We start from the raw sequence: 14,473 nt of genomic DNA, 5'->3' as shown, positions 1-14,473 counted from the left end.
CAAAAATAAAATGAAAAAAATAAGTTTAATATTAGCAGTATTTGCTATCTCACTATCTTCATGTAATGATTATTTAAACGATAACATTACCCCTGATAGCGCATTAGCAGAAAATTTACCTCCTAGATTAGTTCTACCAGGAGCACAAGCTCAATCTTTTAGAATACAAGCAATCAACATGAATAGGCTTGGAAGCATCATGGGTAATTCATGGGGTGGTAATATTTATCAATTCACTAACCCTCTTAGATTAGAATATTCATACAATTTTGACAACACCACATATGCAACAATATGGGATGGCTTGTATAGAAATGTTAGTAATTTCCAGCAGATTATTGACACTCCTCTTCCTAATCAAGAGAACTATATTGCTATTTCGAAAATTATGAAAGCGCACTATATGCAGTATATTGTTGATTTGTATGGAGACGCGCCATATTTTGAAGCTTTCAAAAAGCAAGAAAACACAACACCAATATATACAGATGACGCCGTTATATACAAAGAACTAGTAAAAGAACTTGAAGAGGCTAGAGCATTAATTGCGAGCCCTACAGCAACCACTGAAGGAGTTACAACTGATGTTATTTTTGGTGGAAACATGGCACAATGGACCAAATTAGCAAATACTATCGAATTAAGAATTTTACTTAGACAGAGCCAATTAACAGATGCAGAAACAGTAACATATCTTAATAGTAAATATGCTACTTTAAAAGCGTCAAACAATTTTATAGACTCGAACGTTTTGATAAATCCGGGCTACTCATCATCTAATGACGATTCTCAAAATCCATTCTTTAATTCAAATGTAAGAAATGCAGCAGGATCAACAGCGGATACGAATTACACCCTATTCACTTCTTCAAAATATTTTGCAGATCTACTAAATGGAGTTACAACAGGAGTTGTTGATCCACGTGGCGACAGATTATGGCTGAAAGTTGGAGGGAAAATTGTTGGAACTGACCAAGGGCAAACAGCAAGTCCAGGACAAACAAATGCAACGAATCCTACTTCGCGTTTTGGATTAGGAATCACTAATTACGTAGGTACTAGTACCGCTACTAGAACAGCAGCAGGATCTGCAAAAGCAGGTGTTTTAATGTTATTGTCTGAAAGTAAATTTCTACAAGCTGAAGCAGTGGAGAGAGGTAAACTAATTGGTGTGGCAAAAACATTGTTTGACGAAGGAGTCCAAGCATCATTTACCTATTTGGAAGCACCGATAGGTACCTATTTATCTCAAATAGACTCAAACAACGGCTTTGGTTATACAGGTAGTACAAATAAAATACAAGCTATTTTATCTCAAAAATGGATTGCGTTAAGCAGTATTCATGGAGTAGAAAATTACATAAATTTTACAAGAACTGGATTTCCAACCATAACTTCTACAATAAACAATGCAAACATTCAACCGTCAAGACCAAAGAGATTAATCTATCCACTTTCAGAGTATAACGCTAACTCGACTAATGTACCGATATTAACATCTTCGCAGATTATTACGCAAGGCCCTTTCTGGTACGTTGCTAAATAGATAGTCAATCTTATTCATACAATAAACCTCAAAACCATCAGTTCAAACTGATGGTTTTTTTATATATTTGCACCATGGAAAAAGAACATCAAATATTTGGAATTAGAGCGATTATTGAAGCAATACAAGCAGGATCAACAATTGACAAAGTATACATTCAAAAAGAAATTTCGGGTGAGTTAATGAAAGACCTTATGAAGGTTATGAAACGAGCCAACGTAAATTTCTCCTACGTACCTGTTGAAAAACTGAACAAATTAACACCTAATAATCATCAAGGTGCTGTTGCTAATATATCACCAATTTCATTTTTTGATTTGGAGAATCTAATCGAGACTGTTGTTGAAAATGGTAAAACTCCATTATTTTTAATCTTAGATCAAATCTCTGATGCACGTAACTTTGGGGCTATCATTAGAACCGCAGAGTGCACAGGTGTAAATGGTATTATTATCCAAAAATCTGGTGCAGCTCCAGTAAATGGAGATACCGTTAAGACATCTGCCGGTGCCGTATTCAATATTCCTATTTGTAAAGTTGAGCACATAAAAGATGCAATATTCTTATTACAAGCAAGTGGAATCAAAACAATCGCAGCAACAGAAAAAACAGACCAGAATATCTACGATTTATCACTTAATGAACCTATCGCAATAATCATGGGGTCGGAAGATCGTGGTGTAAACCCATCTGTTTTAAAAATCGTAGATGAGAAAGCAAAGTTACCCATGTTTGGTACTATTGGCTCATTAAATGTATCTGTGGCATGTGGCGCATTTTTATATGAGGCCGTTAGACAAAGAAGCTAAGACACACAACTTCAAAATATTTAAAAGCGTTAATAAGATTTTCTTATTAACGCTTTTTTTTTATGCTAAAAACCATCATTTAATGCATAACGAATCAGTTTTATACTTATCTAAAAAAACTTCTGAGTGTAAGAATTAATTGCAAAAAATGCATAGTCCTCCCCTATCCACAATTCAAAACGTAAACTCAAAAGCACAGGACTAAAGTCATACAAAAATTAAGCTACAGTAAAAGCTATTTAAATGATCAACCTCCATAGCCTAAAACTTCCTTGGCCAACTACAAGAACTCATTAGATCTTAGCAAAAAAAACTATTGCTTAATAATATTACCTACAAAATAACTACTAAGCAGTTACAAAATAATTGATTACTAAAAACAAAACTAATATGGAATGTAAAATTAACAGAAAGGAAAAACAATTCTTAAACATTCCTATTTTGTCAATTTCCCCAGACCGATATAAAAACTAGAAATAGAAAAAATTGTTGGAAAAATTAAGGACATAAATAATAAACTAAAAATACACTAGGCCATACGTGCTAGAATTTTAACATTTGGGCCATTTTGTATTACCATCTAACTTAGAAAAAATAAAATTACACAATATGCAATTAAACCAAAATTCTTACAATAAATATTCATAAAAAAGAATAAAACGACAGAATATACATCGTTTATATGTTAATTTAAAAATATTTAACAGTTAAAACAAAACTTAACATGAGTAGTAACAAGTAAAAAGCGTCTTAAGTAAATTATGAAAACACAACCTTAAACCATTCATTTAAAGCATATTGCATTAATACAGATTAAAACCAAAAATAAGTAAAAGGGGCTACCTTACCGAAACAAACACGCAATTGCAAATAAATACTTTAATAAAATATTAACAATTTTTTATGATATTTGCATAACAAACCAAAACTTATAAATAATGAAACTAAAGTTGAATCAAATCTTAATACTACTTTTAGTATTAGTGACACAAATCTCTTTCGCTCAAGAAGGAATTGTACGAGGAACTGTGACGGATGCTTCAGGCATGCCGCTACCGGGAGTAAGTATATCAGTAAAAGGTACCACAAATGGTGCACAAACTGATTTTGATGGAAAATATGCTATCAAAGCTGCGACGAGTCAAATTCTAGTATTTAGCTACATTGGGATGAAAACACAGGAGCGCAAAGCTTCATCATCTACTGTTAATATAAAATTAGTGGGAGATGCGTTAGAATTAGAAGGGGTAACAATTAACGTTTTTGGTATTGAAACCAAAAAGAAATTATCAAACTCATCGTCTTCAAAAGTAAAAGGAGAAGCATTAGCTTCTACGGGTGAGACAGGTTTACTTAACTCGTTATCTGCGAAAGCATCAAACGTAGTGGTAACATCTAGCTCTGGAGACCCTGGAGCAGGATCATATGTACAAATACGTGGACAAAATACAATTACAGGAAACACTCAACCACTTTATGTAGTGGATGGTATCCCAATTTCTGGACAAGAATTAGACAATGGTAATCAAGTTGGTGGTGTAAACCAGCAATCAAGAGTGGGAGATATCAACCCTAACAGCATAGCAAGCGTTACAATCCTTAAGGGAGCGTCTGCATCTGCATTATGGGGTTTTAGAGCGGCAAATGGTGTTGTACTTATCACAACTAAAAAAGGAAAAGGAAAACTATCTATTGAGTTAAACTCATCTTATTCTATTGATGATGTGAACGTTCGTTTCAAAACTCAAGACCTATTTGGTCAAGGGTCTAATGGATCGTTTGCAAGAAACACTGGTTCATCTTATGGGGATTTGATTAGTAGTCGTAGTGGAGCAGCAGATGCAGTAAACAATGCTGGATCGTATTTTGTATCTGATAGAGGTAACACTTACTACGGAATCACGAAAAAAAATAGCACTGCTAATTTTAACGATTCAAACTATGATGAAATCTTAGGAACTGGAAACACAAGCAATCAAAATATCGCATTTAGCGGTGGTAGCGAAAACGGGAGTTTCTACTTAAGTTTAGGTAATACTAAACAAGATGGTGTTGTAAGAAATAGTTCTTATGAAAGAACAAACATTGACTTTAATACTGTTTACAAATTAGGAGAAAAAACTACATTTACTGGAAAAATGAGTTACTCTACGTCAAATTCAAATAGAGTACAACAAGGTTCAAACACGAGTGGATTATTACTTGGTTTATATAGAACTGCACCAGATTTTGACAATAGAGATTTCTTAGGAACAAACTTTACAGCAGCTGGAGTTGCTACAGTTGGAAGCCATAGATCATATAGAAAAGATCTAGGTACCACTGAAACTTCAACAAGTCCTATATACAATAATCCATTCTGGTCAACTGATATACAAAAGAATCCAAATACAGTTAACAGATATATTGCAGGTATCCAACTAGAGCACCAATTTTCTGATCAATTTAGATTAATTGGTCGTGCAAATGTGGATGGGTATTCAGATGATAGACAATCTATGTATCCAATATACTCTTCTGAGAATGGTGGAGGTGGATTTGCATCAGAAGATGGTGTAACACACAGACAATACAATGTAGATGTTTTAGGGATAGGAAACTTTAATTTTACAGATGATTTACGTTTTGAATATACTGCAGGGATCAACACAGCAGAGATAAACACTGTATTTAGAGGTGGTGATTATAAAAACTTTTTAATCAATTCTCCTAAATTTGTTTATTCTAACTCACTGTTAGCTAACAGATCGACTTACTTAAATAGAAGTAATACAAAAACTAATGCTGCATTTTTATCTACATCTTTAAATTACAAAGACTATTTGAATGCTAACATAGGAGCCAGAGCAGAAACTTCATCTGCACTTGACCCTAACTTAAAGACATATGTTTATCCATCTGTTGAACTATCTTACTTATTTACACATCATTTGAAAAGCGAAACTTTAACATTTGGTAAAATTAGAGCAACATACGGACAGGTAGCTATTATGCCTGGTATCTATAATGGATACACTTACATTACTGGAGCTACAGGAACAGAATCTTGGGGACCTGCGTATGATGCAGCAGCTTACAATGGTGGATTTGAAAGAGAATCATTGGCAGGTAATCCTGGTTTAAAACCAGAGATAAAAACGCAATATGAAGCTGGAATCGATTTAGGCTTTTTCAATAGAGTGAATTTAGGAGTAACGTACTATACAGATGTTATTAGAGACAATTTAGTTGCAGCAGCAAATAACCCATCATCATCAGTTAGTGATCTTTATGGAAACTTCGCTCAGCTATCAAACAAAGGTTTAGAAATTGACTTTGACGCAGCTATCCTAAAAAATTCAGATTTCAAATGGAATATAGCAGCTACTTTTGGTACTAATAAAAATGAGGTAACAAAATTAACTGGATCAGAATCTATATTACTTAATGGGTTTGCTGGAACATCATCAAGAGCTGTTCTTAATCAACCACTAGGAGTATTATGGGGAGGTCGTTGGGACAGAGATGCCTCAGGTGAGTTAGTGTTAGATGCACAAGGTTTTCCTGTAGCATCAGCTACTGAAGGAGTAATTGGAAATCCAAATCCAAAATTTAGAGCAGGTTTAACTAATACATTCGAATATAAAGGGTTATCGTTAAACGTATTATTTGATGCGTCTGTTGGTGGTGATTTATGGGATGGAACTAATGGAGCATTAAATGTTTTTGGTAAATCAGTTGAAACTGCTAATATCCTTAATTTAACAGCAGCAGAAGCAACAGCACTTACAGGATCTAACGGAGCAACAGCAATCTCACAAGGATGGTTAAACAGCGACGGTTCATATAGCGTGAGAGGAAATATTAAAGATTTTGGAGCTGGACCTAGATTACTTAATCAATCATGGTATAGTGCATTAGGTGGTGGATTTGGAGCAGTATCTGAACAATTTATTAAGTCTGCTACATGGGTAAAACTTAGAGAAGCAACTGTAGCATACCGTTTGCCAAATACTACATTTTTAGACAAGGCGGGAATACAGTCTATGACATTCTCACTTACGGGAAGAAATCTATGGTTATGGACTGAAGACAAGACTCTAGGTCAAGATCCTGAAACAAACTTAACAGGTGGATCTAACGGTAGAGGTTTACAGTACTTCAACAGTCCTAATACTAAATCTATTATTTTCTCACTAAACGTAAAATTCTAAAAAAATGAAAAAATATAACAAATACATAACACCACTACTATTAGCACTTGCTGTAGTGAGCTGTACAGATTCTGTTGAGGGTATCAATGAAAACCCTAATAAGTTACAAGCGGACGATGCTCAAGCAAAAAATATATTTCAATCAGTATTATTAGCTAACCAGTATTTTCAAACAACAAATAATGTAAGAAATACAATGTTGTGGCTTGGTCAGGCAACTGGAATTGATAGACAATATATTCCGCTAAACGACTGGAATGCGAACACATCTGCAGATTCTGATTCTGCTTGGGGCCTTCTTTATGTTAACTTTTTAACGCAAGATAGAATCACGCAACAAAAAGCAATAGCAGAAAACAATTCAAAAGTGCTTGGAGCGCTTCAGATTGTGGAAGCGCACAGTATTGGTACTGCAACTTCTCTTTGGGGAGACATTCCCTACTCTGAATTTATTACAAATGATCCATTTAACAAACCAAAATTTGACAAACAGTCAGATATCTATGCTAAGTTGCAAACGTTACTTGACGATGCTATAGCTAATCTTGCTAAACCTGGATTAATCCCTGCAAATCTTGATTATCATTACCAAGGTAACACAGCAAAATGGACTCAATTGGCATACTCTTTAAAGGCTAGATATTACTTGCACGTTAAGAATTATACTGCAGCAAAAGCAAACGCACTTAAGGGTTTTAATACTTCAGCTAATGATTTTAATGCACTTTTTCAAGGTGCAACTTCTCAACAAAACTTTAATCCATTCTATGAATTTTTAGAGTATGAGAGACAAGGGTATATGAATGGTGCAGGATACGCAGTAACACTTTTAAATAGTACTTCGGCAATTACTAGAACAAATAGTAAAACGGATGAAGCAGCACGTTTAGCATTCATATACACTGGAACGGAGCTAAATATTAATGGTCTTGACTATGATACTGAAACGGGTAAATTTGGATCAGACTCTAACTTACCTCTAGTAACTTATGGTGAAATGTTATTAATTATCGCTGAGGCAGATGCTCGTGTATCTTTTAGTACAGGTCTAGCATCTTACAACGCTTATAGAATGTTGTTAGATACAGGATATTCTATTGGTAACGTGACAGGCGGTGTAGCAAGTTTAGGTTATAAAGGTCTTACTTTTAAATACTCAAACTATGATGCTGCTGATTTTACTGCCGGAGGTATGGAAAACATGGCTGGAACCTTAACTAATCAAAATGCTTTACTAAGAGAAATATACGAAGAAAGATATATTTATTTCTTGGGTAATTATGAAGCATTTACTGATTTCAGAAGAACAAACAACATTGCTGGTATAAAAATCAACAGTCTATTTGCTGGAACGCCGCAACGTTTAATTTATTCTCAAGATGAGATTAACGCAAATGGAGCTAATGTTCCAACTCCACTGCCAAAAATTACAGATAAAACAGAAGTGAATCAATAACACCTCACTGTTTTTTTTAATACTAAAAAGGCTGTCCTATCAAGGACAGCCTTTTTTGTTGACATGTAATTTGACTAATTAAATTCACTATCGCTGGCAATACTTCGCTCCACATAACTATAATTCACTCTAATATCTCCAGTAAAATAAGAATAAACAACTTCCTTCTCTTCTATCGCTTCTTCGGGTAAGTTTACAAAATTCCCATTTTCATCAAACCGCTGCATAAACTTATCTTCGGCAACATCATATTCTGGAAGTTCCCATTCGTACTTTGGAACTTTTTTATATTCAGGCGATTTTAGTATAATGGCAAAAGCGACTCCAGATACTAAACCTGCAAGATGCCCTTCCCACGAGATTGAATTATCCACATCTGGCAGTACATACCAGATCATTCCACCATACAATACAATTACCGTTAGCGATAACGCAACGAGACGATAATATCTAGTAAGCACTCCTTTAAAAAATATAAACCCTACAAGAACATAAATGAGTCCGCTAGCGCCAATGTGATAGCTTGTTCTGCCTATTAACCAAGTTAGTAGTCCGGAGGACAAAATACCATAGCAAATTACTGCAAAAGAATGACGAGGATAAAAATATTGCAAGGCTGCTAAAAGGACTAAAAGCGGAATTGAGTTGTTATACAAATGCCCCAGATTAGAATGAATAAAGGGACTAAATAGCACACCTTGCAAACCGCTAATTTCTCTAGGTAAAATACCGTTTGTCACAAAATTATAATGAAATCTTATTTCGAACCAATATACTAGCCACATGGAAAGCACAAAAAATAATGGCACTGCGATGACAGCATTTGTATATTTGAATTCTTTTTCCATAGTATCTGATAATTATTCTTTGTTGTAATTGCAAAAATGAAACCAAAGATATTATATGCTATTTTGTCACCTTACCTACAAACATTCTTAGATTTCTAATCGAAATAGCCCAGATAGTAACGGCATCCTTTTTATAAACTGCGAGGCACGAGCTGTTTATAAAAAGATATAGTGGATAGCTGGAATAGCTTCAAATAAATTGATTAATTTTGCAAAATGGAAGCACCATTAGCAGAACGCATACGCCCACAGAATTTAGAGGATTACGTTAGCCAGTCCCACTTGATAGGACCTAACGGATCATTAACAAACCAAATTACGAAAGGAATTATTCCCTCATTAATATTATGGGGACCACCCGGTACGGGGAAAACAACGTTAGCACAAATCATTGCTCAGGAATCTAAACGCCCGTTTTATATCTTGAGCGCCATCAATTCTGGCGTAAAGGACATTAGGGAGGTTATTGAGAAAGCAAAACAAAGTGGCGGACTTTTCACCGCAAAAAATCCGATTCTATTTATAGATGAGATTCATCGCTTTAGTAAATCACAGCAAGATTCGCTACTTGCAGCCGTTGAGAAAGGCTGGATTACATTGATAGGCGCAACGACAGAGAACCCCAGTTTTGAGGTGATCCCTGCCCTATTATCACGTTGTCAAGTGTACATTTTGAATGCATTTACAAAAGCAGACTTGGAAGCGCTATTACAAAGAGCTTTGAAAAAAGACGCCTACCTACTTACAAAAAATATTGTTTTAAAGGAAACAGAAGCCTTACTGAGACTTTCTGGAGGAGATGGCCGTAAATTATTAAATATCTTCGAGCTGGTGATCAACGCATCTGCAGAGGATGAAATTGTAATTACAAATGAACGGGTGTTTGCATTAGTACAGCAAAACACCGTCTTATATGATAAAAGTGGTGAGCAACATTACGATATCGTTTCGGCATTTATAAAATCAATTCGGGGTAGTGACCCCAATGGAGCGGTTTACTGGCTTGCTCGAATGATTGAAGGCGGCGAGGATGTAAAATTCATCGCGAGACGCATGTTAATTTTATCTAGCGAAGACATCGGCTTAGCAAATCCTACGGCATTTATTATGGCTAACAATACTTTTCAAGCAGTTGCAACAATTGGTTATCCTGAAAGTCGCATTATTTTAAGTCAGTGCGCCATCTATTTAGCAACATCGCCTAAGAGTAATGCTTCTTACTTAGCCATAGGCTCAGCACAACAACTGGTAAAGCAAACAGGTGATTTATCTGTGCCAATTCACTTAAGAAATGCTCCTACAAAATTAATGAAAGAATTGGGTTATGGAGACGAATACAAGTACTCTCATGATTACCAAAACAACTTTGCAGAACAAGAGTATTTGCCAGAAGAAGTGAAAAACTCAGCCTTGTACACGCCAGGAATTAATTCTCGTGAAAACACAACCAGAGATTTTTTAAAAAATCGCTGGAAAGGAAAATACGGTTATTAAATAAAAAGGTCCTAAATGCACGTTAATGCTTTTAGGACCTTTTTTATTATCGCTCTAAACTTTTTAAAATTTCACCTCAACTTTTTCTGAAATAAGATTTTGGTCTTGATAATATTCAAAAAACCATGCCCCATTTTTAGAAACTAAAACACCTTGAGTATCACCTTTTACAGCGATGTAAGTAGCAGGATTAGAAGTTTTAGTTACTTTCATAACCACTTTTGGCGTAGCATCTATTAATTGGTAACCATTAGCTATTGGTTGCGCATATAGCAATCCTTCTGTGGATGCAACTGTTGTAACAGTAGCTTGTTCTTCTTCCTGAACGTTGATCTTAGTTGCAGGAGCATACACTGTTTGATTATTATTATAAGTTTGATTTTGATCCATTTGATCTGCAGCTACATTAGCAGCTGGACCTTCATATTTATAATGCAAAGCATAAACAGATTGGAATGCTTCGTTTAAAGCCTCCATATAAGCTGCTTCATACTCTTTCTCTTTACTTTTACCTGTCTCAGATTGAAATATTATAGTACCATTACAATCTTTGAAAGTCACAAACAATTTAGTAACTAGAAAACCGCTATCTTTCTCTACATTAAGATAGAGTAAATCACAACGATTAGTCATTTCTCTTGGGATAGATTGATTAGCATAAAATGCCTCAAATCCAGCTTTCTTTGTATTGAATTTTGATATAGTATTTAAACGATATGCGTTTTCTGACTTCAAAAAATCATATTTTAAAGGTACAATAACTGCTTTATAATTGTTAACAGTTTGAGCGTTAATGGCACTACCTACAACTAGCAGTAGTAATAAAATGTATTTTTTCATGTTCTAAAGGTATTTCTTTAATTCTAATAAATGATTAACTTGTTTAATATTATCGACGACTTCAATTTTGCTCTCATTAAAAAATATCGCGTCAAGGCCCATGTCTAGAGCTCCCTGAACATCTGCTTCTAATGAATCACCTATCATGATGCTATTTTCTTTTTTTGCACCAGCTAAATTTAAAGCATATTCAAAAATTATAGCATTGGGTTTCTTTACACCGGCCAACTCTGAGTTGGTAATAGTTCTAAAATAGCTCTCAATTTTTGAGTTTTTTATTTTTCGATCCTGAACCTCGGCAAAACCATTTGTGATGATGTGCAGCTTATAATTCTCGTTTAAATAATCTAAAACTTCGATCGTACCATCAAAAAGGTGATTATTATCTGGCAAAAAGGTTAAGTACTCTTGAGCAATCACCTCGATATGACTGTCACTAATCGTATAATTGATAGCATCAAATGAATCTTTTAAACGGTTGTATCGCAACTCATCATGCGTTATTTTATCAAATTGATATAATTGCCAGCAAGCTTGATTTATGGGAACATATTTAGCGATAAAATCCTTAACGTCTATCGTAGGATGATTATTAGCTAATATTTTACCAAAAGTTATTTCAGAATTTTTATCGAAATCCCAAAGTGTGTGATCCAAGTCAAAAAAAACATCACTTATATTATTAATTTTCATTTTTATTTTTTTAAAATATTCCCGAATCTACAAAACTGAAGTAACTATTTTCGGTTACAATTACGTGATCTAAAACTTTTATTTCTAGACTCTCCCCTGCCAGTTTCAGCTTTTTAGTAATGTGTTTGTCTGCCTCACTAGGCACTAGCGTTCCTGACGGATGATTGTGACACAAAATTAAGGCCGTAGCACTTAATTCTAATGCTTTCTTGAACACTATCCTAACATCAACTAATGTTCCCGTAATACCTCCTTTACTAAGTTGCTCCTTAGAAAGAACCTTATTTGAATTATTTAAATACACAATCCAAAACTCTTCGTGAGCTAACTCGCCGATGATAGGCTGCATTAATTCAAAAATTGCTTTACTAGACGTTATCTTTACTAATTCTACAGCTTCCTCTGCTCGACGACGTCTCCCTAGCTCTAGCGCTGCGATAATCGAAATCGCTTTTGCCTCTCCTATTCCCTTATATTGAGTTAAGGGTGCTATAGATAGTTTTCCTAATGCATTTAGATTATTACTAACACCACCTAAGATCCTTTTACTTAAATCTACTGCTGACTCATTGCGATTGCCTGAACCAATTAAAATAGCAATTAACTCAGCGTCACTAAGGGCACTCTTGCCTTTAAGCATTAATTTTTCTCGAGGTCGATCATCTTCTGACCAGTTTGTAATTGGAAAATTACTTTGTTCCATTGTTACCGATTTAAATTAAATCTCACGACAACACTTGCCGCTCGCATAAATTCAATCGGGGCAATTGAATCTAAATATTTTTACCCATACATATACTTGCTGTTCGCCCTACATAAGGAGGATAATTATCAATATTTTCGTAACCTGCTTTTGCATACATCTTCATAGCAGCCTCTTGCTTATAAAGTGTCTCTAGCACTGATCTTGTAAAACCTAAATCAGTAGCCCAAGATTCCAGTTCCTCTAGCATCACTAGAGCCAAACCGTTTCCTCTATACGCATCGGCAACAAACATGCGTTTAATTTCGATGGTTGTATTGTCTTTCTTTTTAAAACAGCTACAGCTAACCGCTTTATTGTCGCTATAAACGATCACAACGTTTGGGTTAATTTCTAAAATATTATTTCCCCAGTAATCGCTAGCCAACTCAGGGTAAGCAGCCCACAGACTTTTATCTAAAAGCGCCACTAGTACAGCAAAGTCAGGATGCTCTGATGTGGTTCTTATAATTTTAAAATTATTTTCCACCAGTATTTAAGCTATTACTTTTTTAAGTTCGTCAAAATCTAAGCCACCATAATTTCCTGAGCTCATTAGTAAAAGTGCCGAGTTATCAAAGTCTAAACCAAACAAATATTCTTTGAATTCGCCTGGATTAGTATATATAACCAAATCTTCTCTATTAAAAGCAGTAGCAATTTGTTCATAAGTTACTTCATCAAGCTGCTTAATCTTTACAGCATCTGGAGAATAGAATACGACAGCGGTATCTGCATATTGCAACGCACCCTCATATTCTTTCAAAAAATCAGCGTTCAAGCTACTGTACGTATGTAATTCTAAACAGGCTATTAATTTTCTATCTGGATATTGTTCTTTTACAGCCTTAGTAGTCGCAGCTACTTTACTAGGAGAATGTGCAAAATCTTTATATGCAACCTTCCCTTTTCCTTCTGCTATTTTCTCTAAACGTTTAGAAGCACCTTTAAAACTAGCTATTGCCTCATAGAATGCTTCTTCGTCAACACCCATATTTTGACAAATCCATTTGGCTCCAGCCAAATTGTTAAGATTATGAGCACCAAAAACTTCGATAGGCATATCCCCTTCTGGAGTTTCTAGTAAAGTCACACCATTCTCTACTTTATAGTTAGGTGTGGTGTAGGCTAATTTCCTAATAGGATTAGTAGCAGCGTCAGCAACTTTTTTAACTTCAGCGTCATCCTCATTGTAGACTAGAATACCTCCATTTGTGATTTTTGAAACAAAAATTTCAAACTGCTCTACGTAATTTTCATAAGTAGGAAACACGTTAATATGATCCCAAGCAATTCCTGAAATTAATGCAATGTTAGGCTGGTATAAATGAAACTTAGGTCTTCTATCTATCGGTGAAGACAAATACTCATCACCTTCAAGAACAATAAAATCATTCTCCTCTGTAAGATGTACCATTGTGTCAAATCCTTCTAACTGCGCTCCTACCATATAATCAACAGCAATATCATGATAATGCATTACATGTAAGGTCATAGAGGTTATTGTTGTTTTACCGTGAGACCCTCCTATTACAACACGTGTTTTATTTTTTGACTGTTCGAATAAAAATTCAGGATACGAATAAATTTTCAATCCTAGCTCTTGCGCTTTTAGCAACTCTGGATTATCAGCCTTTGCATGCATCCCTAAAATAACAGCTCCAATATCATTTGTTATTTTCTCTGGAAACCAACCCATTGTTGCAGGCAACAATCCTTTTTTATCTAGACGCGATTTAGACGGCTCAAAAATAGCATCATCGCTACCAGTTACTTGGTATCCTTTATTATTTAATGCTAATGCTAGGTTATGCATTGCGCTACCTCCAATAGCTATAAAATGAGTTCTCAT

Annotated in this window: 11 protein-coding genes; 5 read left to right on the top strand and 6 right to left on the bottom strand. The window is 34.9% G+C overall.

Features of this window, described 5'->3' with window-relative positions:
• The first annotated feature begins 10 nt into the window (after positions 1-10).
• The 4 genes from HNQ00_RS02485 to HNQ00_RS02470 all read left to right on the top strand — a co-directional run bounded on the left by HNQ00_RS02485 (position 11) and on the right by HNQ00_RS02470 (position 8,004).
• Positions 11-1,546: a SusD/RagB family nutrient-binding outer membrane lipoprotein gene (locus tag HNQ00_RS02485; protein ID WP_173836773.1), complete on the top strand. Its 1,536-nt coding sequence runs from the start codon at positions 11-13 to the stop codon at positions 1,544-1,546.
• A gap of 74 nt (positions 1,547-1,620) precedes the next feature.
• Positions 1,621-2,355: a 23S rRNA (guanosine(2251)-2'-O)-methyltransferase RlmB gene (gene rlmB / locus HNQ00_RS02480; protein WP_173836771.1), complete on the top strand. Its 735-nt coding sequence runs from the start codon at positions 1,621-1,623 to the stop codon at positions 2,353-2,355.
• Between the two features lie 938 nt (positions 2,356-3,293).
• Positions 3,294-6,548 (top strand): SusC/RagA family TonB-linked outer membrane protein, encoded by a 3,255-nt coding sequence (locus HNQ00_RS02475; protein ID WP_173836769.1) that lies wholly within the window; start codon positions 3,294-3,296, stop codon positions 6,546-6,548.
• 4 nt (positions 6,549-6,552) lie between these two features.
• Positions 6,553-8,004, top strand: coding sequence for a SusD/RagB family nutrient-binding outer membrane lipoprotein (locus HNQ00_RS02470; RefSeq protein WP_173836767.1), 1,452 nt, complete (start codon positions 6,553-6,555; stop codon positions 8,002-8,004).
• 74 nt (positions 8,005-8,078) lie between these two features.
• Here the strand turns inward: HNQ00_RS02470 and HNQ00_RS02465 are convergent, their stop codons facing one another.
• On the bottom strand, positions 8,079-8,852 hold the full coding sequence (locus HNQ00_RS02465; RefSeq protein WP_173836765.1) for a rhomboid family intramembrane serine protease: 774 nt from the start codon (positions 8,850-8,852) through the stop codon (positions 8,079-8,081).
• 216 nt (positions 8,853-9,068) lie between these two features.
• Here HNQ00_RS02465 and HNQ00_RS02460 point away from each other — a divergent pair, with 216 nt between their 5' ends.
• Positions 9,069-10,346: a replication-associated recombination protein A gene (locus HNQ00_RS02460; RefSeq protein ID WP_173836763.1), complete on the top strand. Its 1,278-nt coding sequence runs from the start codon at positions 9,069-9,071 to the stop codon at positions 10,344-10,346.
• A gap of 63 nt (positions 10,347-10,409) precedes the next feature.
• Here HNQ00_RS02460 and HNQ00_RS02455 read toward each other — a convergent pair whose 3' ends face one another.
• The 5 genes from HNQ00_RS02455 to HNQ00_RS02435 all read right to left on the bottom strand — a co-directional run bounded on the left by HNQ00_RS02455 (position 10,410) and on the right by HNQ00_RS02435 (position 14,473).
• The gene (locus HNQ00_RS02455; protein ID WP_173836761.1) at positions 10,410-11,186 is read right to left on the bottom strand and encodes a hypothetical protein; all 777 of its coding nucleotides are present in this window, start codon (positions 11,184-11,186) and stop codon (positions 10,410-10,412) included.
• Positions 11,187-11,189: 3 nt separating this feature from the next.
• A complete protein-coding gene (locus tag HNQ00_RS02450; RefSeq protein WP_173836759.1) occupies positions 11,190-11,879 on the bottom strand; it encodes a YjjG family noncanonical pyrimidine nucleotidase in 690 nt (229 codons plus the stop codon).
• A 10-nt stretch (positions 11,880-11,889) separates the two neighbouring features.
• Positions 11,890-12,582 (bottom strand): RadC family protein, encoded by a 693-nt coding sequence (gene radC, locus HNQ00_RS02445; RefSeq protein WP_173836757.1) that lies wholly within the window; start codon positions 12,580-12,582, stop codon positions 11,890-11,892.
• Between the two features lie 70 nt (positions 12,583-12,652).
• The gene (locus HNQ00_RS02440; protein ID WP_173836755.1) at positions 12,653-13,111 is read right to left on the bottom strand and encodes a GNAT family N-acetyltransferase; all 459 of its coding nucleotides are present in this window, start codon (positions 13,109-13,111) and stop codon (positions 12,653-12,655) included.
• A gap of 6 nt (positions 13,112-13,117) precedes the next feature.
• Complete coding sequence (locus HNQ00_RS02435) at positions 13,118-14,473, bottom strand: UDP-N-acetylmuramate--L-alanine ligase (RefSeq protein ID WP_173836752.1); 1,356 nt, start codon at positions 14,471-14,473, stop codon at positions 13,118-13,120.

Origin of the sequence: Flavobacterium aeripolare (assembly GCF_013294025.1) — a bacterium.
In the GTDB taxonomy this organism is placed as follows: domain Bacteria; phylum Bacteroidota; class Bacteroidia; order Flavobacteriales; family Flavobacteriaceae; genus Flavobacterium.
This window is presented reverse-complemented; position numbering and strand designations above follow the sequence as displayed.

Excerpts from the sequence above, each read along its gene's own strand:
- HNQ00_RS02450 (WP_173836759.1), bottom strand. The coding sequence starts at position 11,879 with ATGAAAATTAATAATATAAGTGATGTTTTTTTTGACTTGGATCACACA.
- HNQ00_RS02485 (WP_173836773.1), top strand. The coding sequence starts at position 11 with ATGAAAAAAATAAGTTTAATATTAGCAGTATTTGCTATCTCACTATCT.
- HNQ00_RS02470 (WP_173836767.1), top strand. The coding sequence starts at position 6,553 with ATGAAAAAATATAACAAATACATAACACCACTACTATTAGCACTTGCT.
- HNQ00_RS02460 (WP_173836763.1), top strand. The coding sequence starts at position 9,069 with ATGGAAGCACCATTAGCAGAACGCATACGCCCACAGAATTTAGAGGAT.
- radC (WP_173836757.1), bottom strand. The coding sequence starts at position 12,582 with ATGGAACAAAGTAATTTTCCAATTACAAACTGGTCAGAAGATGATCGA.
- HNQ00_RS02435 (WP_173836752.1), bottom strand. The coding sequence starts at position 14,473 with ATGAGAACTCATTTTATAGCTATTGGAGGTAGCGCAATGCATAACCTA.
- HNQ00_RS02455 (WP_173836761.1), bottom strand. The coding sequence starts at position 11,186 with ATGAAAAAATACATTTTATTACTACTGCTAGTTGTAGGTAGTGCCATT.
- HNQ00_RS02475 (WP_173836769.1), top strand. The coding sequence starts at position 3,294 with ATGAAACTAAAGTTGAATCAAATCTTAATACTACTTTTAGTATTAGTG.
- rlmB (WP_173836771.1), top strand. The coding sequence starts at position 1,621 with ATGGAAAAAGAACATCAAATATTTGGAATTAGAGCGATTATTGAAGCA.
- HNQ00_RS02465 (WP_173836765.1), bottom strand. The coding sequence starts at position 8,852 with ATGGAAAAAGAATTCAAATATACAAATGCTGTCATCGCAGTGCCATTA.